General features: G+C 65.0%; 22 protein-coding genes. 3 read left to right on the top strand and 19 right to left on the bottom strand.

Going from position 1 to position 19312, the window contains the following annotated elements:
- Nucleotides 1-15 precede the first annotated feature (15 nt).
- Nucleotides 16-1872 (bottom strand): MobH family relaxase, encoded by a 1857-nt coding sequence (gene mobH, locus HMPREF2924_RS24675; protein ID WP_023124770.1) that lies wholly within the window; start codon nt 1870-1872, stop codon nt 16-18.
- A gap of 307 nt (nt 1873-2179) precedes the next feature.
- On the opposite strand from mobH, the gene HMPREF2924_RS24670 reads away from it, so the two are divergent.
- From HMPREF2924_RS24670 to HMPREF2924_RS24660, 3 genes are read left to right on the top strand one after another with little or no spacing between them, the layout of a single operon-like run.
- On the top strand, nt 2180-2497 hold the full coding sequence (locus HMPREF2924_RS24670; RefSeq protein WP_014596084.1) for a type II toxin-antitoxin system PrlF family antitoxin: 318 nt from the start codon (nt 2180-2182) through the stop codon (nt 2495-2497).
- On the top strand, nt 2497-2955 hold the full coding sequence (locus HMPREF2924_RS24665; RefSeq protein WP_023124769.1) for a type II toxin-antitoxin system YhaV family toxin: 459 nt from the start codon (nt 2497-2499) through the stop codon (nt 2953-2955). The genes HMPREF2924_RS24670 and HMPREF2924_RS24665 overlap by 1 nt, the downstream gene beginning before the upstream one ends.
- Nucleotides 2956-2982: 27 nt before the next feature.
- Nucleotides 2983-3357 carry a DUF3742 family protein gene (locus HMPREF2924_RS24660; protein WP_014596086.1) on the top strand — a complete coding sequence of 125 codons (375 nt, stop codon included), beginning with the start codon at nt 2983-2985 and terminating at the stop codon, nt 3355-3357.
- Nucleotides 3358-3376: 19 nt separating this feature from the next.
- On the opposite strand, the gene HMPREF2924_RS24655 is transcribed toward HMPREF2924_RS24660, so the two are convergent.
- From HMPREF2924_RS24655 to traD, 18 genes are all read right to left on the bottom strand, one after another.
- A complete protein-coding gene (locus HMPREF2924_RS24655) occupies nt 3377-4894 on the bottom strand; it encodes a conjugal transfer protein TraG N-terminal domain-containing protein (protein WP_023124768.1) in 1518 nt (505 codons plus the stop codon).
- A gap of 12 nt (nt 4895-4906) precedes the next feature.
- Nucleotides 4907-5278 (bottom strand): hypothetical protein, encoded by a 372-nt coding sequence (locus HMPREF2924_RS24650; RefSeq protein ID WP_014596088.1) that lies wholly within the window; start codon nt 5276-5278, stop codon nt 4907-4909.
- Complete coding sequence (locus tag HMPREF2924_RS24645; protein ID WP_008266424.1) at nt 5275-6681, bottom strand: integrating conjugative element protein; 1407 nt, start codon at nt 6679-6681, stop codon at nt 5275-5277. The genes HMPREF2924_RS24650 and HMPREF2924_RS24645 overlap by 4 nt, the downstream gene beginning before the upstream one ends.
- Before the next feature lie 10 nt (nt 6682-6691).
- The gene (locus HMPREF2924_RS24640; protein WP_014596090.1) at nt 6692-7639 is read right to left on the bottom strand and encodes a TIGR03756 family integrating conjugative element protein; all 948 of its coding nucleotides are present in this window, start codon (nt 7637-7639) and stop codon (nt 6692-6694) included.
- Nucleotides 7636-8082 (bottom strand): TIGR03757 family integrating conjugative element protein, encoded by a 447-nt coding sequence (locus HMPREF2924_RS24635; protein ID WP_008266034.1) that lies wholly within the window; start codon nt 8080-8082, stop codon nt 7636-7638. Before HMPREF2924_RS24635 ends, HMPREF2924_RS24640 begins: the two co-directional genes overlap by 4 nt.
- 164 nt (nt 8083-8246) lie before the next feature.
- On the bottom strand, nt 8247-8741 hold the full coding sequence (gene radC / locus HMPREF2924_RS24630) for a RadC family protein (protein WP_023124767.1): 495 nt from the start codon (nt 8739-8741) through the stop codon (nt 8247-8249).
- Between the two features lie 178 nt (nt 8742-8919).
- Nucleotides 8920-9684, bottom strand: coding sequence for a DsbA family protein (locus HMPREF2924_RS24625; RefSeq protein ID WP_023124766.1), 765 nt, complete (start codon nt 9682-9684; stop codon nt 8920-8922).
- A gap of 15 nt (nt 9685-9699) precedes the next feature.
- Nucleotides 9700-12609, bottom strand: a complete 2910-nt coding sequence (locus HMPREF2924_RS24620) for a conjugative transfer ATPase (protein ID WP_023124765.1) — start codon at nt 12607-12609, stop codon at nt 9700-9702.
- Nucleotides 12609-13058 carry a TIGR03751 family conjugal transfer lipoprotein gene (locus HMPREF2924_RS24615; RefSeq protein ID WP_012205987.1) on the bottom strand — a complete coding sequence of 150 codons (450 nt, stop codon included), beginning with the start codon at nt 13056-13058 and terminating at the stop codon, nt 12609-12611. The genes HMPREF2924_RS24620 and HMPREF2924_RS24615 overlap by 1 nt, the downstream gene beginning before the upstream one ends.
- Complete coding sequence (locus HMPREF2924_RS24610) at nt 13039-14448, bottom strand: TIGR03752 family integrating conjugative element protein (protein WP_012205986.1); 1410 nt, start codon at nt 14446-14448, stop codon at nt 13039-13041. Before HMPREF2924_RS24610 ends, HMPREF2924_RS24615 begins: the two co-directional genes overlap by 20 nt.
- A complete protein-coding gene (locus tag HMPREF2924_RS24605; protein WP_026383919.1) occupies nt 14438-15367 on the bottom strand; it encodes a TIGR03749 family integrating conjugative element protein in 930 nt (309 codons plus the stop codon). The genes HMPREF2924_RS24610 and HMPREF2924_RS24605 overlap by 11 nt, the downstream gene beginning before the upstream one ends.
- Before the next feature lie 5 nt (nt 15368-15372).
- Nucleotides 15373-16065, bottom strand: a complete 693-nt coding sequence (locus tag HMPREF2924_RS24600) for a PFL_4703 family integrating conjugative element protein (RefSeq protein WP_070700691.1) — start codon at nt 16063-16065, stop codon at nt 15373-15375.
- Nucleotides 16062-16472 (bottom strand): TIGR03750 family conjugal transfer protein, encoded by a 411-nt coding sequence (locus tag HMPREF2924_RS24595; protein ID WP_023124764.1) that lies wholly within the window; start codon nt 16470-16472, stop codon nt 16062-16064. The genes HMPREF2924_RS24600 and HMPREF2924_RS24595 overlap by 4 nt, the downstream gene beginning before the upstream one ends.
- A 13-nt stretch (nt 16473-16485) precedes the next feature.
- Nucleotides 16486-16845, bottom strand: coding sequence for a TIGR03745 family integrating conjugative element membrane protein (locus HMPREF2924_RS24590; protein ID WP_012205982.1), 360 nt, complete (start codon nt 16843-16845; stop codon nt 16486-16488).
- Between the two features lie 16 nt (nt 16846-16861).
- Entirely contained in the window at nt 16862-17095 is a 234-nt protein-coding gene (locus HMPREF2924_RS24585; protein ID WP_012205981.1) for a TIGR03758 family integrating conjugative element protein, read from the bottom strand.
- On the bottom strand, nt 17092-17475 hold the full coding sequence (locus tag HMPREF2924_RS24580) for an integrative conjugative element protein, RAQPRD family (protein ID WP_012251136.1): 384 nt from the start codon (nt 17473-17475) through the stop codon (nt 17092-17094). The genes HMPREF2924_RS24585 and HMPREF2924_RS24580 overlap by 4 nt, the downstream gene beginning before the upstream one ends.
- 98 nt (nt 17476-17573) lie before the next feature.
- Nucleotides 17574-18335 (bottom strand): TIGR03747 family integrating conjugative element membrane protein, encoded by a 762-nt coding sequence (locus tag HMPREF2924_RS24575; RefSeq protein ID WP_012205979.1) that lies wholly within the window; start codon nt 18333-18335, stop codon nt 17574-17576.
- A partial coding sequence (gene traD, locus HMPREF2924_RS24570; protein ID WP_141765569.1) for a conjugative transfer system coupling protein TraD occupies nt 18332-19312 on the bottom strand: 981 nt, incomplete at its 5' end. The genes traD and HMPREF2924_RS24575, both read right to left, overlap by 4 nt.

Here is a 19312-nt window from a genome sequence, read left to right as displayed (position 1 = left end):
TTCATATCTTGATCTTCATAGGCCGGGAAATTTCATTGAAAATAGATATGGGTTATTTGGAGGCGTAAATTCGAAAACCATTTCTGGTTTGATAAGTAAATAGCCATGTAGCTTCCTCGATTTTCTGGCGCCTGTGACTTCGCAAGTCCAGATGTTCAGGCCACTTGGTTGCTTGCGATGCAATTGCAGTCGCTCGAAGCGCTTCTGCACCCACTGCCAATCCTGCAGGTTCTCCTGTTTGGCCAGTTTGCCTACCTGCGGGTGTTCCTGCGCATAGCGCTGGAACACGCCAGGGCTGACCAGGTAGGCGGTGTCGCTCACGGTATGCACCAGCGCTTTCGCATCGTTGATGATGAGCCGCCGCGTGGCGATGCCATGTTTCAGCCACGCCATGAAGTGCTCGCCGGATGGCTGTGTCGTCGAGGACGTGAAGGCCGGTGACGAAGGCGCAGCGGCGGCCAAGGGCGGCTGGGTCGCATCGGGGAGAGTTGCGGGTACTTCGTCCGGGACGGTTTCCACATCCTGATCTGTGGTTGGCGAGTTTCCCGTTCCCACCATCGCCAGCATGTCCGCTATGACGTCGGGGCTGGCCTGGGCCTTGGGTGGAGGGGCTGAGGTGATGCCACTACCCTCCGCTGGCGGAGCGTTTGGATTCTCCAAAGCGGACGTCGCGCCGTTCGCAGAAAGGGTGGCTCCTGCTTCGACATCTTCAACTGCGGTGGGCGTGTCGATCGTCAACGTCCCGGTGAACGGTGCCGGTCGCTCACCAGATTCCCAGATCAGCGCGGGTGCCAGCCGTAGCAACGTAAACGAGTGGCTCCAGCCGGTGGAACTGGTCACGGTCGCACGCCAGATCGCTTTGCCGTCCGGCGTGGGCTGCAACATGCCGTGATCCTGCAGCACGTTGAACACGGCGGTGTTGTTCGCTGGGATGCCGTCGATGCCTTGGGACAGCAGATGTGCCCGAAGCTTGTCCGAGACCGTCTTGCTCACCAGCCACAAACCATCCTCGGTGAGCCAGCCATCCGAGGCTTCGTGTTGGTTCAGCTTCAGCTCCTCCTTGAGCAGGTAACGCAGCCCGTCGAGCAGCTTGCGTTGCAGTGCGTGCTTGGGCGCGGCCATGGCGCGTGTGGGATCGCCGCCCAGTTCCTGGGCCACGGAAGCTCGGTCGGCCTGCACCACCAATTCGCCCAGCACGCCAGCGTGCTCGTACTGCCCGGCCAGGACGTAGAGCAGCGGTGCCCACAGCGACGGATAGCAGCTGAGCCAATCCAGGACTTCACGGTCAAGCAGTTGCCGGTAGAGCAAGCCTGTCGCGGCGCTGTGGAGCCGGTACTCGCGATCGTCTCGGTAGCGGAAGCGGTATGGCTGGCACAGCGGGCCGTGCCACGGATGCCAGATCGAGCCGTCGGCCAGCTCGACGTGCAGATCGACGGCGATCTTGCCGATGTCGTGCAGCAGTGCGGCGTAGGCGACGGCAGCGGTCCAGGCTTCGGCTTGCGCAGCCTGATCCTCGGGGTTGGCGCCGATGGGCAGCAGATGAGACTGGCGCAGCTTCAGGCTGTAGGCGACGATTTCCAGGCCGTGGTCGAGCATGCCGCCTGGGTAGGCATGGTGATGTGCTTCGGATGCAGGGAAAGCCTGAACCAACTCGGCATAACGTTCCATCGGCGTGCGGTACAGCGCGGCGAACTGCTTGCGCGAGAGCGAGGTGCGCTGCCAGATGTGTTCCAGCAGCTTCTGCCGGCGCGGTGTCGCCAGCAGCGATGCGGCCGATTCCGGTTGCAGCAGCCCTTTCGGGAGATCGGTGACGGGTGCAGGCGACGGAGCGGCAGCGACCGGAGGCCGTTTCCGCTGGAACAGAGAGAGCATGTGGGTGTCCTGGTGGCGGGCAAGCGGGCGGCCTTTTCGCCTTTTCGGGTAGGGCCTTTCCCCTTGCACCCCATTCCCTTGCCGTTTCGGCCCTTTGGCCTTTAGAAGCCTTTGGATATAGAGCGGTGAGCATTGGTTGTCCACCGTCAATGCGGGTATGGCGGGGCCGGATTGATGCAGGAAGGCTGGCTGTTCCCACCCTACGATGAGATTCATTGTTGGATGCTGGAGGACCCCGGTGAGACCTTTCATTGACGAGGTAAGGATATTTCCTTACAATACGGGCATTGCGATCAAGAGAGCCGCCATGCCTGCCATTCACGAAGTTGCCACGCTGACCTCCAAAGGCCAGATCACACTACCCAAGTCCATCCGACAGGCACTTGGGGCCGATACCGGCAGCAAGCTTGCGTTCGAGCTTCGTGGCAGTGAGGTCGTCGTGACCCGCGCCGATGCCGAGCACGAGGACCCGGCCATTGCCGCGTTTCTGACCTTGCTGGCCCGCGACATTGAAGCGGGTCGGAATGTGCGCGGCCTGCCCGAGAATCTGGCTCGCACAATGCTGGAGCACGCGGGGCACAAGGTGGACCTGGGCGATGATTTCGATGAGGACGTGGAAATCTGATGCAACAGCATGGCTGGACACTGCTGTTCCACGACAACCTGATCGAGCAGTTGATGAAGCTGCGCGCGGCTGTGCTGCGCGCCCAAGGCAACGACCCGGAAGGGTTCGGATCGAACGCCAACGTCAAGTTCTTCCGGGCCTTGACCCAGTTGATACAAGACGTGATACCGAGTGACCCGGCGCGCGATGAGTACCGGCAAGGCAACACCATGGGGCCGGCATATCGCCACTGGCGGCGGGCCAAGCTCGGAAGGCGATACCGGCTGTTCTTCCGCTACGACTCGAAGGCGAAGGTCATCGTGTACGCCTGGGTCAACGATGAACAGACCCTGCGGTCTTCGGGAAGCAAATCAGACCCGTATGCCGTGTTCGAGAAGATGCTCGGGCGCGGGAATCCGCCGGACGAATGGAGCGCATTGGTACAGGCAAGCAAGCAGGATTGGAGCAAACTGGAGTAGTGATTTCACATATAGCAGGTGACGACCATGAACACGACGACCCGCATCAGCACCGCAGAACGCCTCGGCCGTAGCTTTGGCCGTGGATGGCGCGCCTATGCGCGTGGCGAACGGCGGGCGTCGAGCTGGTTGGTGTACAGGGGCGTGCCGGTAGTTGGTGCCACCGTGCTGTTGTGGGTGGTCAAGCTGGCCGTGCTCGGTGTACTGCTCTATTCCGCGTTCTGGCTGGCACTGCTGTTGGTTTGTGTCGTGGCTGTGGGATGGGCAGCAAATCAGAGCCATTCAGACGAAGAGTTCCATTTGCAGTTTCCTACCACCTTGGAAGAACTTCGAGAGACACCGGGTTATGACCCGAATCTCTACAACGACACATCTCATGAGATGTACAAGGATGATGACTGACACTCGGCTTGAGCGTGCGTCACTTCAACTTCCTTGACATTGCGCCAGCTCCTTTTCCACCGGCAGCGCCTGCGTCCCTCGTACCTGCTGAGAAACTGTTTGCGATCGTTCCAGCGCGGATTCCGGCCCAGGTCAGCGCACCGATCCAAAAGGTGGGCAGCACGATGAACATCGTCCCCATAACGAAGTTCAACAACAGGTCGCCAAAGGCGTTGTTCAGCCCCACCAGTGGATCGAAGTTGGCGTGTGGCCGGTTCCAGCCGAAGCCCCAGCCATAAAGCGCATCGAGGATGGTGCTGTCGATCCAGCGCGCGAGCTGGAACCAGAAATCGACGAAGAACAGCGCGAACTGCACGACGCTCACGGTAACGACCGTCTTCAAGTCATAGGTGCCCACAACCAGCACCAGCGGGATGCAGATGACCAGCGCCATCTTGAGCAAGCCGAGCACCATGGGCAGCGCTTGGCGCACCACGTCCATGGCGGGAAACGCGGCAATCGCGCCGACAGCCATGCCGACGTCGCCCGTGGCCCGCGTCACGATGTTTGGCAGGGTCTTGTCGATTTGGCCGCCGTAGTCCGTATAGACGTTGCCCTGGTTCAGTTTCTGCTGCCGCGGCGAGGCGATGGTGCGGATTACCGAGTCGTCCACCTCGGCTCGGCTCAGAAAGCCGGCCCAGCCCGCCAGGCGATTCAGCAGGCTTGGGTCTACCTGCCCCAGCAGGCGTGCGCGCAGGCCATTGCTGCCATCGGCCCACCACTGCCTGCAGGACGGATAGCCGCCACCGCTGGCCACCTGCGCAAGCCCGGCATCACGGTTGCTGTCGTAGGGCCAGTCATCGCGTGGTGTGCTGGAGCGATAGCTGTCGTAGTAGCCGCCGGTGTCCGTGAAGAAGCGCGAGCCGATCCAGGTCACGTCGTGCATTTGTGTCTCATCGAGGTCCGGGCGCTGCATGAAGAGCTTGGCGCGTGCCGGTCCGTAGCAGTCCCGCGAGAAATCCGCCACTTCCTGAGCCAATACCGGGTCGTCGATGCGCGTCGCGTCGATCTCCATGCGCATCTGCCGCAAGTCGGTGCCGCAGGGAATCGCCGCCACAGAGGCACCGGTCACTGCTCGCGAGAGTGTGTGCATAAAGGCCCACCAGACGGGCACCTTCGCCGACTGGTTGTTGATAGTGCTGAAGGACTGCGACCAGCCGGTATCGGTGGGCTGCGGCACGCTGACTTGGCATTGGGCCGAGCGCGAGCTGTCGTAGCGGATGGTGTTGAGATCCACGTCGATGAATGGGATGCCGGCGAACATCACCACCACGATGGCGACGAACACCCGGTTCTCAATGCGCGCAGCCGAGAGCACGCCCTTGTTGCCTTCGTCGGCGCCCTCCGCACGGGCCTTCAGCCATTCCTGCACGATGATGGCAATGAAAGGCAGCGCGAATACGCCGCTCGCCACCAGCACGGCCCAGATGCCGTTATGGACGATCCACGACACCAGCGTCAGGTAGTACTCCAAGTAGTCGGTGGTGAAAAGCGTCATGTCCTCGCCCCTTCAAGCGGCCTGCATCAACAGGCTGGCTTCCAGCGCCACAATGGCGGCGACGCCGGCGATCTCGCTGCGCAGCAGGCGCCGTCGCGCCTGCCTATCAGCCCCGCGTTGGGCCTCACGCGCCAGCAGCCGGCGGCGCATCCAGACCCAGCCGTAGGCTGTCGCGCCGTACAGGCACATCCGCCACACTAGAAAGTAGCCTGCCGTGGCCGCCAGCCACCGCTCCCAGTTGGCAACGCTGCCGACGAGATAAATGCCGACGATGTTGGCGCCCACAGCGGCGGCAACGAGCAACACCGTCCACAGCAGCGCCTTCATCGCGCGCCGGTTGAACAGCCAGCGCGGGCGCAGCCAGCTGGCACGCGACGGGTTCATGGGTTGCCTCCCGGATTGCCCTTCTGGAGCCGGTCGAGGCGGTCGGGAATGGGATCGCCTTCGTAGATGCCACGTGAGCCAGCCGCGCGTGTGCCATGGCGCTGGATGATGGCCATGGGCGAGTTGTTCGCCAGCTCGCGGCGCAGCTCCAGCTCGGTCTTGAGGTTGCGGATTTCCTGGTCGAGCGTGTCGCTCTCGTGGTTCACGGCCTCGACCGCCAACTGGTTCGCCGCGACGTTGGGCTCCTTCTTGCCGGTCAGCAGGGTGCGCTGGAGCAGCAATGCCTTCTCCAGCACCGACGCCAGCGCGACCTCCGAGGCCAGGCGCCGCGCCAGCAGGTCTTGATCCGGCTCGTCGCGCAGCGCCTCGATGACGCCGCGTGTGATGGGCAGCGAGGTGCTGCCAGCCGCACGCAGGTTCTCGAAGGTGGTGTTGCGCGTTCCCGAGACCAGTTCCTGCAAGGCTTCCAGCTTTGCCTCGTACTCCTCCTGGATCAGCGGCGTCAGCCCGACGCCGGGCACCGTTTCGGTCTTGGTGCAGGCATCGCAAGTGCGCTGCACCTGTTCGCCGAGAACCCGTGTGGCCCATTCGGTCGCCTGCTGTGGCGAGGTCCAGGTCTGGCAAGACAGACTCGCGCAACTGGCGGCAGCGATGGACGATGTGTCGGTCACGCTGCGGCCGTTGACCAGGTTGTAGCCTGCGCGGGTGACGTCGCCGACCACGCGGATGGCCGACTGGCCTGCGCCGCCCGCATTGCTACCACCCACCCAAGGCACGCCGTCGTTGCCGCGGCGCGTCTCCGCCTGTTCAATTGCCGACACGGCATCCGTGCTCGACACCGCATCGCGCAGTGCCATGCCTTCGGCCATCTGGCTCCAGCCGAGTTGTCCGCCCGCCGTGTCGGCCATCTTCTCGGCCATGGCACGGCAGGTCAGCTTGGAGCGGTCGAAATCCAGGCGCGCCTGCAGCACGCCGTTGGTCAGCAGGTTGTACAGGCCGGGATCGGCGCGCTGGATGATCAGCGCAGGCAGCGATGCCACCGCGCTGGTGGCGCTCTGGATCACGTTGCTCATGATCTGCTGAAAGCCGTTGGTGACGCCGTTGAGCTGGTTGCGCAGCGTGGTCTGGATGCTCATGTCGCCGCAGATCAGGTTGCTGTTCCAGCCCACGCCAACGCCGATCGAGCGCATGCCGGCCGCGCGGCCCATGGACACCGCGCTGCCGCCGCCAATCGAATACATCACTTCGTCGCCGATCACGGAGCCGCCGGTCTGAAATCCGGCCTGCGCCCACGCCAGGCCGCCGCCAAGAACGAGTGCGCCAGCCAGCAGCCCAGCCAATACCGTGGGACGCAGCAGGCGGCACGCCTTGGTGGAGAGGTTTGTCAGTTCAGGACGCTTCATCGCCGTACCCTCATTGGAAATCGACGCTGCCGAGGAATACCTGGCCGCGACGTTCGCAGCACGCATAGGGCCGCCACAGCGCCCAGGCGTAATCGCCCTGCTGCGCCTGGGTCAGGAAGCCGCTGCGCGGGAACACCGTGCAGGACGAGGACAGGACGGGCGTGAGTTCCTGCCACTTGCCCGTCGAGGCATCGCCTTCCATCAGCGCGCCGGCAGGCCAGTAACCGGGCCGCGAGTTGGCGAGCAGCGGCTGATAGACGTGAATCTGCCCACGGCGCGTGACGACATCGCCGGCGCGCTGGGCCACCACGGCGCCGGCCTTGTGGTCGTCGGCCTGGTGCAGGAAGCCGCCGCGCGGATAGACGTTGCCCCACAGGTTCATCGTGGTGCGCGCGCCGACCTCGCGCCTGCCCGGAATTAGTGCCTCCGGGTAGGCCATATCCGGCACGTTGTAGCGCCAGGCCAGTGTGTCCAGGGTGCTGAGCAGATACGGCATGAACGCCGTGCCCGCGCCCTCGCAGAAGTAGCCCGACGATGAGACGAACTGGTTGAACACCTCGACGCCGGGATGGCCGATGACGTCCGCGTTCTTGAACTTGGCGAGATTGTTTTCGTGGTCTTCGTTGGTGGTGCCGTCCCCGCCGGCCTGCGCGGATGGGTTGGGCGCGCTCATCGCCCGGACTTCGACCCAAGGGTTCTCGCCGGTGTTGCTGTAGCTGGAGACGACCGCATCGGGGATGTAGTGGCGGACCTTGATGGATGTGCGCACCGTGCAGCCCGTCCAGGTGCAGTAGAGCCAGTAGCAGATGCCGACGACGCGGTATTCGAGGCAGTCCGGCGATGCCACTGAGCCAACGATGGTTGCGGTGTTGAGGGCGTAGCTGCCCGTGGCGCTGAGCAGCAGCACTGAGACCACGCCAGCACGCAGGCGGCGCATCCGCTCGAAGGGTCGGGTCATGGCTGCGGCCTCCGGTGTTGCTCGATGCGCGCGACGGCACGGGCCACGTCCGGCTCGCCATAGACCACGTAACGCTGATCCACCACGACCGCCGGGATGCTGGTGACGCCCAGGCTCCATGCGTCGGCGACGCCCTGGTATGCGGAAGCAATGCGGCGCTGGAGGTCGGCACCGCCGTTGTTCAGACGGCGCTTGACGATGGCCGTGGCCTGCTCAGGATCGGCGGGCAGCTGTGCGGAAAGCTCGGCTTCGATGCGCGGGCCTTCATCCAACTCGATCAACCGCTCGCCACCCATGGTCTTGACCGGGTGGCGGCTGTCGGTGACGACCACCACATCGGCGGCGAAGGTGGCTGGGCTGAAAACGGCCAAGGATGCCGGCAGTGCAACGGCCAGGCCAAGGGTTCGCCAGCCGGATGCGAAGCGGAATAAAGATGCTGGCATGTCGCGTGCCCTGGAAGTTGATCAGAGCCATAGTCGAACGCGAACCCGCTGCCGCCCCAACAAACAATGCGCATCGCGGGCACCCCGCATACCTGTTCGGTGCTGCCGCATGGAAAAAAGCGGAGGCCGAAGCCCCCGCTGTGATCAGTGAACCACGGGCCTTCCTACAAAAGACCAGACTCGGCGAACGAGTACGGTGTGCCCTGACCAATCACGAAATGGTCAAGTACCCGCACGTCGATAAGCGCCAAGGCCGTCTTCAACTGCTCGGTCAGCAAGCGATCCGCATTGGATGGCTCGGTGGTGCCCGAGGGGTGCTGATGGGCGAAGATGACCGCAGCGGCGTTCAGTTGCAAAGCGCGTTGCAGCACGACACGCGGATAAACCGAGGTCGTATTGATCGTTCCATGGAACATCGGCTCCACGGCCAGCACGTCGTGCATGCTGTTCATGAACACGACGACGAATATCTCATTGGGCTCGGCGACCAGCTTCAAGCGAAGGTAGTCCCTGACCGCAGCGGGCCGTTCAAGACGTGGCCCTGCTTTGAAAACCCGTCGCTCCAGCAACACGATGGCTTGCTGGACGATCCAGTCCTCGTTCTGAACAGAAATATCGGAAAGCGACTCCAGGCAGGAGTCATTGATGACGACAGACATGGCGAACCTCCAGGCAGGGAAATCGGAGGGCGCACATGCCCCTGGAGGGCAGGCCCTCCAGGGAATGGAACAAGGTGCATCCATCACCGCAGCAGCGGTGATCGTTCGCGGCCAGGATGCGGGGCGAACGGGTAGCGGTCAGCGCAGCGTGCTGCGCCGTAGCCTCAATGACCGCGGGCTACCTGGGCATGTCGCCGACGACGTCGGCAGGCATTTCCGTAGTGGGTGAAACGACCGAATCCTCAGCTGCCAGCATGTCCATGGCCGACAGCAGTGCATCGCCTTCGATAGGCCCCTGCAGCAGGATCGCCTGGCTGGTCTGGCGATCGTGTAGTCGCAGGGATGGCGTCGCGGTCACGCCGCCCTTGGTGGCTTCCTCGGCCTGAGCGCGAATCAACGTTTCGGGCCGCTCGCTGGCCAAACACTGCTCGACGGCTGGGTTTAGGCCGGGATAGCGCAGGCCCTCGGGCAAGCCCAGGCCGTCACTGCGCGTGTGCGCATAGACCCATTCAATGGCCTGCCAAAAGGCCACATGCCCGCCACTTTCGGCGGCGCACTCGGCCAGGCGTGCCTCGGCAGAGGCGGCCGGTTCGTGCGCGGCCAGCGGCTGGTGCTGCCATTGCAGGGCTACGTCCGCGTTGGCGCCCACCCAGCGTTTGAGTTGCGGAAAGTACTCCCGGCAGAACGGAAATTCGAGGTCGGCATAGAGCGTCAGCGTGAACCGGCCCTGCGCGTTGCCCATTTGCCAGGGCGGCCCGGCCACCTGCGCGGTACTGACCGGCGCGGGAGCCAACGACGCGGGTTCGCTGGGTGCGCGGGACACGAGCCAGATCAGCAGCAGCGCGATCAATCCAGCGGCCAAGAACCAGGGCCAGCGCTTGCGCGAGCGCCGATGGCGGAGCGCCTGGACTGGCATCGGAATGGAAGGATGTTTCGGTTTCACGGCAGTCTCCGGCGGCTATTGCGGCAGGCCCAAGGCCGGCGACTCGATGCCGCGCGCCTGGTCGATCTTCTCGGCCACCTTGAAGGCCGCGTCGAGTTCACTGATGCCGTGCTGTTGCATGAGTTGGTAACGCTCGGCTTTCTCCTCGGGTTCGGTCTGCGCAAGCGCGAGATAGAGGCTCGGTGGCACGGCCCGAAACAGCACTTCCAGGCTCTTGGAGAGGATGACGCCCTCGGTGAACTTCCCGGCTTCCTTGCGCGCCGAAAGCATCACCGCCTTCTGCGCAGGCGAGAGTTCGCGGAAGCGGGCGATCTTCTCCACCTCATCGGGTGGCATCGACAGGCAGATCCACCACTCGATCATGTTGAGCATGGGCTCTGCGGCGCGCGGCAGATCGTCGATGTTTTGTGTGGCGAGCCAGAACCAGGCCCCCAGCTTGCGCCACATCTTGGTGATCTTCACCACGTAGGAGGCGAGCAGCGGGTTCTTGGTGATGATGTGCCCTTCGTCGGTGACGTTGATGATCGGGCGGCCCAGGTACTGATCGCGCTCGGCAATGTTGTTCACCGTGCTGATCAGGCTTATGTAGGCAATGGAGAGCTGCGCGTTGTAGCCCTCGCGGGCATAGGTCGCCAGATCGACCAGGGTGATGTCGGCCTCGGGCCACGGCGAACCGTCGCGGTCGAACATTTCACCGTCCGTGCCTTGGCAGAACATGTCCATGGCGTCGGCCATCTCCAGCAGTCGCACACGCCGCATTTCCGGCAGCGTCGGGTCCTGGCTGCGCGTGCGCAGCGCATTGCGCACATCGCGCGTGAGCACGGTGCGCTTCTCGCCATCCTTGCTGTGGCAGTGTTCTGCGGCATCGAGGATGCACTGACGGATCAGCGAGCGGTCGGCCCGCGTCATCCGGGCTTCTTCCTTGTCTTCGCCACCGGTGATCATCAGCCTCGCGGTGATCTCCAATTCGCCCAGTACGTCGCGCTGCTCATCTGCCTCCATGGCCACAGCATCGGGCGGCAGGTCTTCGTCCAGGGCATCGGCGTCGAGCGTCTGCACGTCGCTGGGCGTCTCGATCAGCCGGCGCGCATCCGCGAACGGCGCCAGGGTAACGCCCGAGCCCGGCGCGAGCTTGACCCGGTTCACGGTCAGGCCCAGGCGCCGGGCAAAGTCGCTGAACAAGCCAAAGCTGTTGCCGGCCTCGACAATGAACAGGCGGGGTCGGTAGATCGCCGTGACCTGATTCAAGAGGTTGTTGAGGGTCGCCGACTTGCCCGAACCCGTCGGGCCGAACAGGAACAGGTGGGCGTTCATCTGCCGGTCCAGGCGGTTGAGCGGGTCGAAGGTGATCGGCCCGCCGCCGCGGTTGAACATCGTGATGCCGGGGTGCCCCGTACCCTGGGCGCGGCCCCACACCGGCGAGAGGTTCGCCGCGTGCTGGGCGAACATCAGTTGGGTGTACCACTTGCGCCGATCCTGGCCGGGGTTGTAGCAGCACGGCAGCCAGCGCAGGTAGCTGTTGAGCGGTGCCACCTCGTCGTCCTCGCGCACCGGCTGCAGGCCAGCGTTGAGCATGACGTTCGCCAGATCCAGGCCGCGTCGGTCCAGTTCCGCCTCATCGCGCCCGCGCAGGTAGAACGCCAGCGTGCCGCGATAGAGCTTGTGCGCGCTGCCGATCAGGGAACGGGCTTCATGCACGTCCTTGAGCGTCTGCTCCGACGCCAGGGTTTCGCCGACCGCTTTCTTGGCCAGGTGGTTCAAGTCCGCCTCAAGGACATCCTGCGGCGTGGCGACCATCGTCAGGCAAAGGGTGGTGTCCTCGGGCATCTGGTCGAACAGCGTGTTGATGGCATCGCCTTTGCGTGTCTCGCCGGTCAGGTGCCCTGTGCCCGGCGGCATGCGCAGGCGGTCGGTGATCAGCACGCGGTGCGGCAGGCCGTCGAAATGCCAGGTGCCCTGCGCCACGTCGGAGCGCGGCTGGCCGAAGAACAGCCGCTGGCTGAAATCCCGCCCGCTCGCCAATTCGATCTCGCCGTCTTCGCCGGCCTCCGTACTGTCGGGGTAGCGCGCCAGCGCATAGAAGCGCTCCCTGTCTTCGGCCCCAGGCCCAAGCAACGTGGGACGCGGGTTGAACCAGCGCAGCAGCCAGTCGTGAACATCCGCAGCCACCATGCGCCGGGCCTGAATGCCGGCGTTCGCCAGTCCGCCGCACAGGCGGTCGCAAACGATATTGAGCATCTGCTCGGGCGTCTGCCCGCGGCGGCTGTTTTGCCCTTGGCCGGTCACGCGGCGATAGACCACCATGCGCACACGCCGGGTCTGGCCGCGCCAGCGCAGCCGTGTGACCACCGTGTCCTCGAACAGACCGCCCGGCTTGGCCACCGCGCGCAGGTGATGGCCGAAGAAGCGCAGGTAGAACTCGGTGAACGCCGTCTCACGGGCGCGCGGCTGCACATAGTCGCGCAGGGTCTGCATGTACTGGTCGAAACTGGGCTCGTCCTGAGCGTAGAGCTGCAGCACCCAGGGGTTCTCATCCAGTTCATCGAAACTGTCCTGCAGCGCGTTTTCCAAGGCATCGCGGGCCTGCGCGAGCCAGCCAGGTTCCCGGCCTTCGGTGCCCAGCGGCACCAGCTCGTAGAACGCCGCCACCGATTGCCCGTCCTCCAGCAACATGGCTTTCGACTGCGCCAGGAACTCCACCCAGGGCAGCAGTTCCACGAACGACGGCGCGACCTCGTACAGCGCCTGCTCGTCTGCCAGGGTCGCCGGCCTGCGGCCTTGCACCGCCGTGCCGGGTTCGGGGATGCCGACCTGGCGCAGTGCCTCGACGTGGCGTTGCCAGCCGTCCGGCTGCTCGTCGTCGTCAGCATCGGATGCGGCCAGCTTCGGCGCGGTCGGCTTCGGTCTGGGGAGTTTCCAGCGCATCAGTAATCCTCCACGCGCTCGCCTGGCATGGCGTACTGCACGCGCTGGTACAGCGGGAACACGGTCGTATAGCCCGGAATCGGCACTGGGTCGGTGCCCGCCAAATGCGGATACACGTACATCACGAGATCGGGGTTGGGCAGGCGCTGGAACTGGCGGTAGACCTCGTTGCGCGCCGTGCGCGTGTAGCGCATCTGCTCGGCAGGCGCGGCCTGCACGTCCATCTCGGTCAGCGGCCTGCGCAGGCTCTGGCGCGCATCGAGCAACTGCCTGCGCGCTACCTGGCCGGCACCACCGCCGCCGTCGCCGGCGTTCTGCTGCCAGATGTTCATCATCGTGCTGTCGCCGTGGGTCAGCAGCTTTTCCTTGCTGGTGGCGCAGCCACCGAGCAGCGCGACGGCCAAGGCCAGCGCCAGGCCCTGAGCCCAGCTATTCAAGTTCGAGGGCATGGCTTTCTCCTGCGCGGTGATCGACCTTGCGGCCTTCGGGATCGAAGTCGATGGCGAGCGGCTTTTCGAGGTGGACGGCGACCTTGGCACCGGGCTGCACATAAACGGCAGCGAAGGCCTGGCCGTAGAGCTTGTTGACCCAGCTCGACATGTCCTGGACGCCGCTGGCGAGAATCCGGCCCACGGCTTCCTGGCCGCTGATGCCCACGCTGCCGATGGAGCCGTCGGCGCCGACATAGGACGCCCTGCCACTGTCGGATTCGATCAGCGAGGCCACGCCAGCCCCAGCCGCCGTGATCAGCGCCTGGGTGCCGAGGTACTGCTGCGCATTGCTGCGCCGCTCGCCGCTGACACAGGGAATGCCGTGCGGGTCGCTGATCCAGCCCAGGCCGTCGCGTTGTTGGTTGTTCTGCTGGTTGCCCTCACGATCCTCGGGGATGGTGCGGATGGTCCCGTCATGGAACACGAAGGTGATGCTGCGCACCTGGCCGCGCACGCAGGAGAGCGTCCAGTCGCCCGATGCGGTGCCGGAGAACACGGCCCCGGCCACATCGGGAATGTCGATGCCGTTCGCGGTCAAATTGTCAGGCCCGACCAAGACCTTGAAGGGGTATGGATCGTTCACCGTGCCGTCGATCGGCACGCGGCCAATCAGCGCCGTCATCGCCACCGACCCCATCAGCGTCGAGTTGGTCGGCACGGTATAGACGGGCGTCGGGCTCTTGACGCCTGCCGCGCGTGCGCCCGCGTTCGCCACGGTTTGCGCTGTGGTTTCCAGCGTGCTCTGTGCGGAACCGAAGCTGGTGGGGAAGCTTATGCCGCCATTCGACCTGCCACGCCCGTCGCTTTGTTTCGCGTCATCCGGCTCCACCCAGCGCATACCGCCTTCCATGCCGGCCTCGTCGCCGTCACGCAGGCCCAGCCCCACCGGCAAATCGGCATGGCCGCCGCCACGCCCGCCGATGCTGTCCAGGCGCTGCTGCAGGTCAGCGAGCAGCCCCTCGGTCTGCTGGCGCGCGCTGGCCGCCTGCTGTTGGTCGCGGCGCAGGTTGGAGCGCTCGGATTCGAGGGCGGAACTGATGCGTTGGTCGATGGCGTTCTCGCGCTGGCGCAGTCGCTGGTTCTCCTCACGCTGCGACCTGTTGTCGGACAGCGCGGTCTGAAGCTCGGTGCGCAACTGCTTCACCTGGGCAACCAGCGTCGCCACGGTGTCGCGCGGGGTGTCACCCTCGATGCCCAGCGCCTTCATTTCTTCCGGCGTAAGCCTGCCGCCGCCATCCGCGACAGGCGGTGCCGACGCACCGCCACCGGAAAACAGCCGGATGGCGACAAACAGCACCAGCAGGGCCACGGGGATCAGCAGCCACTTCAGGAGTCCGTTACTGCGCATGGCGGGCCTCCCTGTCGTCGCTGGCTGCTGCTTTGGGCTGCGGGAGATGCACAGCGGGGTCGAAGCGATGGATCGCCGGCAGCAGCGATTGCGCGAGGCCGTGCCCGCGCGTCACCAGGTACAGGACGGTGGTGTCCTCGGGGGTTCCGCGCGGGCCAAGCGCCTCGTGCTGGAAGGTGGCGGTGAGGAAATCCCCTTGCAGCACGCGCGGGTCGAGGCTGATCCAGTCGCTGCTACTGTTGGTCAGGCGCACGGCAGTGACCCACTGGTCTTCCAGGCGCCACGAGGCGAGCGCGACCGCGCGTGCCGGCAAGGTCGGCATCAGCGTGCCGAGGTCGAGGTCGCGGCGCAGGTTGACCCGCATGACGCCTGGCAAGGCTTCCACGGTGCGCAGCGGTGCGTAGAGGTTCTGCGCAGCAAAACGTGTCAGCACGACGGGGATTGGCGTTTCGCGCCGCGCCGTCCGGGTGCCCGCCTGCTCCTGAGCTCGTGCATGGGGCGCATCGGCACCGTCAGGCTGATCGCCATAGCGCGCTGTTGAGTTGTTGCCCTCGACGATTCGCACCGGTTCCAGCTCGGCTTCGCCGTCCTTGGGCGGCTCCGCCGCAATGTCGAGCAGGATCAGCGCGCCGGTGTCGGCGTCCTGCAATTGCAGCCGAGTGGGCTCGATCGGCTCGCTGGCGCGCAGGTACACCGCGCCGCCCGCGCTCTGCACGCGCAAGCGCTCACCGACGCCTGCGGGAACGCCCACGCGGACGTTTCGGTCGATGAACACGATGCGCTCCTGGCCGACCTTCAACGGCACCGCCAGCGGCATGCGCTCCCAACGCAGGATCTCCACCGCCTGGACAGCGGGGGACACGACCACTGCGGCGGCCACGGCCAGCAGCCCCAGCAGCGCGAGTACAGGATGCTTCATGGGCTTCATGGGGAATTACCTCCTTGAGGCGCTTGCGGCGTCAGGCCACCAGGCACCGGGCGCGTCGGCTCCGGTGCGCTGATGCGCTGGGGCGTGCCCTCGTAGCAGTCGATCACCAGGCCGAACGGGTTGCGTGCGGGATCGACGTCCACCCGCGCGACCTTTACGGGGTAGCGCACCAGGGCGCGTTTGACCTGCTCGGCGCCGTAGTACTCGTCGGCGCTGATGTCCAACGTCACCACCCAGTCGCGGTCGGAGATCACACGCACGCGCGCCGTGGGGTTGTCGCCATAGCTGCGACCGGGGGTTTCGTAGATGCCGCGCACCCGCTGGCGCAGTTCGCCGGTGCTGCGGCGGTAGTCGTAGTCCGCCTTGAGGAATGCCTGGCAGGACGGGGTGAGGTACGGCGAGAGCGTATGGAGGTTGCGCGGGTAATCTTCTTCGCCATTCGTCGGCCAGCGGTTGAGGGTCTGGAACACGTAGAACGTGAACGCATAGACCGACTCGGGCGGCACTTCCCACCACTTGCGGGTACTGCCGGAGCGTAGGTCAGGCGGGACGTGGATGGTCAGATCGCGCGGTGCGCTCCACCAGCCGCCGCCCATGACCAGGGCGACGATGACCAGCGCACCCGCGCCGAGGCGCAGCGTCTTGATGTGCGCCTGCAGGTGGGTGATCTCGTTCTTGAAACGGCTCATCGCGCGCCCCCGTGCATGCCCCTGCGGATGGTCCAGAAGCCGGAGCGCGAGATCAGCACATGGCCGCCCACCCAACCGGCCATCAGCGGATGGCGCGTGGCAATGCGCCACTGCAACTGCCGGTACAGCCAGGTGTCGGGACGCCCACGCTTGAGACGGCGCAGGATGCCGCCGCCGATGAAAACGCCCAGCGCCACGCCCAGGACAACGAAGGTCGGCGCGATGGCAATGGTGCGTAACACCCAGGACAGCGGCGCGCCAACCACCAGGCCGGCAGCGCCGGACAGGCCGCAGCAAATCCACAACTCATCGGCAGTGAGGCCGCGCACGACCACCGGGTGCCTGTTGAGCCGGTGTGGAAGGAACGTGACTGTCCCATCGGCACGGACATGCTGTTGCTCGGACATAGCCCGTCCTCGCTTACAGGATGCCGGTGGCTTCGGTGAGCAGCCAGATGCCGATCACGAGCAGGACGGCGCCGATGGCGACCGTGAGACCGAACTGCCCCCAAGTCTTGCGACCGGTGTGGATTTCCGCGTAGGTGCCGTAGGCGTGGTAGCACACGCCAATGAACATCGACGCCACCACCAGGAGGGCCACGAGCATGATGATGTCGTAGCCGTAGTTCCTGATTGTTTCCATGATGCCGCTGCCGGCGCCGCGGGTCGGGTTTTCCAGCTGCGGCAGACCTTGCGCAAACGACAGCGCGGGCAGCGCGGCGGCACCCAGGGCGACGGCGGCGCGTTGGACAAAACGAGTAGTGAGGATGCGGTTTGGCATGGTCAATCCCTTCAGGTCAGGAGAGGAGGAAGAACGTCATGACGAGGTACATCGCGACGAAGCGGATGCAGACGCCGAGGAACTGGCGTTGGTTGAGGCGGTTCTCGGCCCACCCCACGTAGGCCGTTCGGATGGCCCAGACGCCCCAGACGAGCAGAACCGCAAACACGATGCCGACCAGAACGGTCGCCATCGCGGACGGCGCGATACCGCTGTTGGCTTGAAATGCCGAGACCTGGGCGCCGTTCATGGTCTGCCCTGCGCAGTCGTCGGCAGCGATGGCGGGGCGGTCCGCTCGGTGCGGTACTCACCAGCCAGTTCGGAGAGGTCGCGTGGCTGGGCGCGCGACGGTGTGAGATGGGCCTGGATGCCGGCGCGCACACGCGCCAGATCAGCCAGCAGTCGTGGGTAATCGAAGTGGTAGCGCTCGCCCGGCTGGATGGGTGCGTGTGCAGCGCCATCCGCGATGGTGCGCTCCAGCGCGTCGAGCTGGCGTAGCGCGGCAACCAGCTCCTGGCGCTGTGCCGGGGATTCGGCCAAGGCAACCGGGAACTGACCCATCAGCAGGGCCGTCACGAGAAAAGTGGGCACGCCGCGATGCGCGGCGCGCAGCCAGATCGGAGCCAACATCGCGCCATTCCTGTGTGATAAGCAATGGCTTGATCGTGGCGATCAAAGGCGTATCAGGCCGCAAACAATAAGAACCTGCGGATGACCGGATTGATGGCCTAGAGGTACTTCTTGAAGCTCCCTGCAGTCAGGCTCACGGCCAGCCCCAGCAAGCCGGCGCTGGGCAGCAGGATCAGCAGCGGATGCACCGAGATCGGCAGCGCCAGGTACGTGACCCAGGGCAGCACGGCCAGCGGCATCAGGCTCGCTTTCGCTCGGTGATAGATAAAGCCGGATTCCCGGCCTGCGCCGAACCGGCGCACATCCCGCCGTACCAAGCCGTCGATCAGGCCGACGAAAGCGGCCGTGAAGATCAGCGGCAGCGTGAGCGCCAGGACCAGCAGGCGCACGAGGAAAGTAAGCGTCGTGAAGGCTGCGGCGATCAGGTAGCTCTCCGTCCAGACATAGACCTGGCTGATGAAGTAGCGGAAGTTGCGCCCTCCGTCCTGGTTTTTCCCCTGGCTGGGCGCGCGGGCGCGCTCGGCGGTCTGGCTCATGCGCTCCAGGAGCCCTGATCGCACGAACACCCATTCATAACCCGTGTCCACCAGCTCGTGCGCCGTTCGCCCCGGCTCCTGCACGACCACGCTGCGCGTGAAATGCTTGGACAGGTGCCCCAGCTCGTACTGCAACATTTGCTGGGAGTGCTGCCAGCCCTGGTCTTTCCAGAACAGGTGCATGCCGATGCACTCCATCAGGATCGAGAACAGCAGCGAGCCGACCAGCACCCCGAGCAGCCGGAGCGGCAAGGTGATGGTGCCGACGATCAAGCCCTGGCGGCGGTTCTGCTCGCGCTGCGCAGTCGAGGCGGCATCGCTCATGGCGCGGCCTCTTCGCTGGCCGTGTCGCCCGTGCCGGTGATGGGTGTGGCGATGGCCGTCTCATCGAGCAGATCGTCCGGCAAGGCCGCGTCCTGCAAGACCGGGGAGCTGGTGAACTCCCACCACTGCGTGGCCTCGCTGTAGCTCTGGCGCATGTGCCCGGCCAGTTGCTGCAAGTCCGCCGGCATCACTTCATCCGGGTCTGGCGCCGGCAACGGCATACGCACCTTCCAAAGCTGACCGCCCTGCAGCAGCGCGAAGCACTGGCCTTTGGGCAGGCCGACGATGTGCGATGGCTCGATCATCGGCACGCTGGACATGCTGATGCGGTCCTGGGTGTTTGACGTAAAGTCTGTCGCTCCACGAATATCGGAGCTGTCGGTCGCGCCGCTGACGATGGTGGTCGTATAGACCTCGACCTTCGGCAATTGCCGGGTCAGCAATTCAGCGGTAGCCGTCTCGCGCACGCGCAGCATGAACAGGTTGTTGAAGTTGCCGATCACCTGACCGGCCTTCGCGCGGTTGCCAATGCGTGCTTCGATGTCCGAGAGCGTCTGTGTGTACGCGGTGACTTGCAGGCCAGCGCCGCCGCCCTTGTTGATCAGCGGGATGAACTCGTCGCCCATCAACTCGTTGAACTCATCGGCATGGACGTTGATCGGCACGCGCGAGCCAGCCGATGCGCCCGGCAGGCCGTCGTCGATCCCGTGCTTGTAGATGTGGCCGGCGACCGAAACCAGGTCGGAGAACATGGAATTGCCGACTGCGGCGGCGACCTCGGCGTCGGACAGCGCATCGAGGCCGACATAGACCACGGCGCGCTTTCGGATGACCTGCATCCAATCGAAGATCGGGCGTGGGTCGGCCAGGTCGGAGTAGTTCGGGGCCAGAAGCTGGGCGATCTTGCCGCTGGTGAGCTTCTCCAGCAGCGGCAGCAGCGATGCGACGATCTTGTCGAAGTAGGTCTTGTCGTAGCG

This window comes from Pseudomonas sp. HMSC063H08 (assembly GCF_001813645.1).
In the GTDB taxonomy this organism is placed as follows: Bacteria; Pseudomonadota; Gammaproteobacteria; order Pseudomonadales; family Pseudomonadaceae; genus Pseudomonas; species Pseudomonas aeruginosa.
The sequence above is the reverse complement of the archived record's forward strand: the minus strand, read 5'-3'. Positions and strand labels throughout refer to the sequence as shown.

Excerpts from the sequence above, each read along its gene's own strand:
- mobH (WP_023124770.1), bottom strand. The coding sequence starts at position 1,872 with ATGCTCTCTCTGTTCCAGCGGAAACGGCCTCCGGTCGCTGCCGCTCCG.
- HMPREF2924_RS24670 (WP_014596084.1), top strand. The coding sequence starts at position 2,180 with ATGCCTGCCATTCACGAAGTTGCCACGCTGACCTCCAAAGGCCAGATC.
- HMPREF2924_RS24665 (WP_023124769.1), top strand. The coding sequence starts at position 2,497 with ATGCAACAGCATGGCTGGACACTGCTGTTCCACGACAACCTGATCGAG.
- HMPREF2924_RS24660 (WP_014596086.1), top strand. The coding sequence starts at position 2,983 with ATGAACACGACGACCCGCATCAGCACCGCAGAACGCCTCGGCCGTAGC.
- HMPREF2924_RS24655 (WP_023124768.1), bottom strand. The coding sequence starts at position 4,894 with ATGACGCTTTTCACCACCGACTACTTGGAGTACTACCTGACGCTGGTG.
- HMPREF2924_RS24650 (WP_014596088.1), bottom strand. The coding sequence starts at position 5,278 with ATGAACCCGTCGCGTGCCAGCTGGCTGCGCCCGCGCTGGCTGTTCAAC.
- HMPREF2924_RS24645 (WP_008266424.1), bottom strand. The coding sequence starts at position 6,681 with ATGAAGCGTCCTGAACTGACAAACCTCTCCACCAAGGCGTGCCGCCTG.
- HMPREF2924_RS24640 (WP_014596090.1), bottom strand. The coding sequence starts at position 7,639 with ATGACCCGACCCTTCGAGCGGATGCGCCGCCTGCGTGCTGGCGTGGTC.
- HMPREF2924_RS24635 (WP_008266034.1), bottom strand. The coding sequence starts at position 8,082 with ATGCCAGCATCTTTATTCCGCTTCGCATCCGGCTGGCGAACCCTTGGC.
- radC (WP_023124767.1), bottom strand. The coding sequence starts at position 8,741 with ATGTCTGTCGTCATCAATGACTCCTGCCTGGAGTCGCTTTCCGATATT.
- HMPREF2924_RS24620 (WP_023124765.1), bottom strand. The coding sequence starts at position 12,609 with ATGCGCTGGAAACTCCCCAGACCGAAGCCGACCGCGCCGAAGCTGGCC.
- HMPREF2924_RS24615 (WP_012205987.1), bottom strand. The coding sequence starts at position 13,058 with ATGCCCTCGAACTTGAATAGCTGGGCTCAGGGCCTGGCGCTGGCCTTG.
- HMPREF2924_RS24610 (WP_012205986.1), bottom strand. The coding sequence starts at position 14,448 with ATGCGCAGTAACGGACTCCTGAAGTGGCTGCTGATCCCCGTGGCCCTG.
- HMPREF2924_RS24605 (WP_026383919.1), bottom strand. The coding sequence starts at position 15,367 with ATGAAGCATCCTGTACTCGCGCTGCTGGGGCTGCTGGCCGTGGCCGCC.
- HMPREF2924_RS24600 (WP_070700691.1), bottom strand. The coding sequence starts at position 16,065 with ATGAGCCGTTTCAAGAACGAGATCACCCACCTGCAGGCGCACATCAAG.
- HMPREF2924_RS24595 (WP_023124764.1), bottom strand. The coding sequence starts at position 16,472 with ATGTCCGAGCAACAGCATGTCCGTGCCGATGGGACAGTCACGTTCCTT.
- HMPREF2924_RS24590 (WP_012205982.1), bottom strand. The coding sequence starts at position 16,845 with ATGCCAAACCGCATCCTCACTACTCGTTTTGTCCAACGCGCCGCCGTC.
- HMPREF2924_RS24585 (WP_012205981.1), bottom strand. The coding sequence starts at position 17,095 with ATGAACGGCGCCCAGGTCTCGGCATTTCAAGCCAACAGCGGTATCGCG.
- HMPREF2924_RS24580 (WP_012251136.1), bottom strand. The coding sequence starts at position 17,475 with ATGTTGGCTCCGATCTGGCTGCGCGCCGCGCATCGCGGCGTGCCCACT.
- HMPREF2924_RS24575 (WP_012205979.1), bottom strand. The coding sequence starts at position 18,335 with ATGAGCGATGCCGCCTCGACTGCGCAGCGCGAGCAGAACCGCCGCCAG.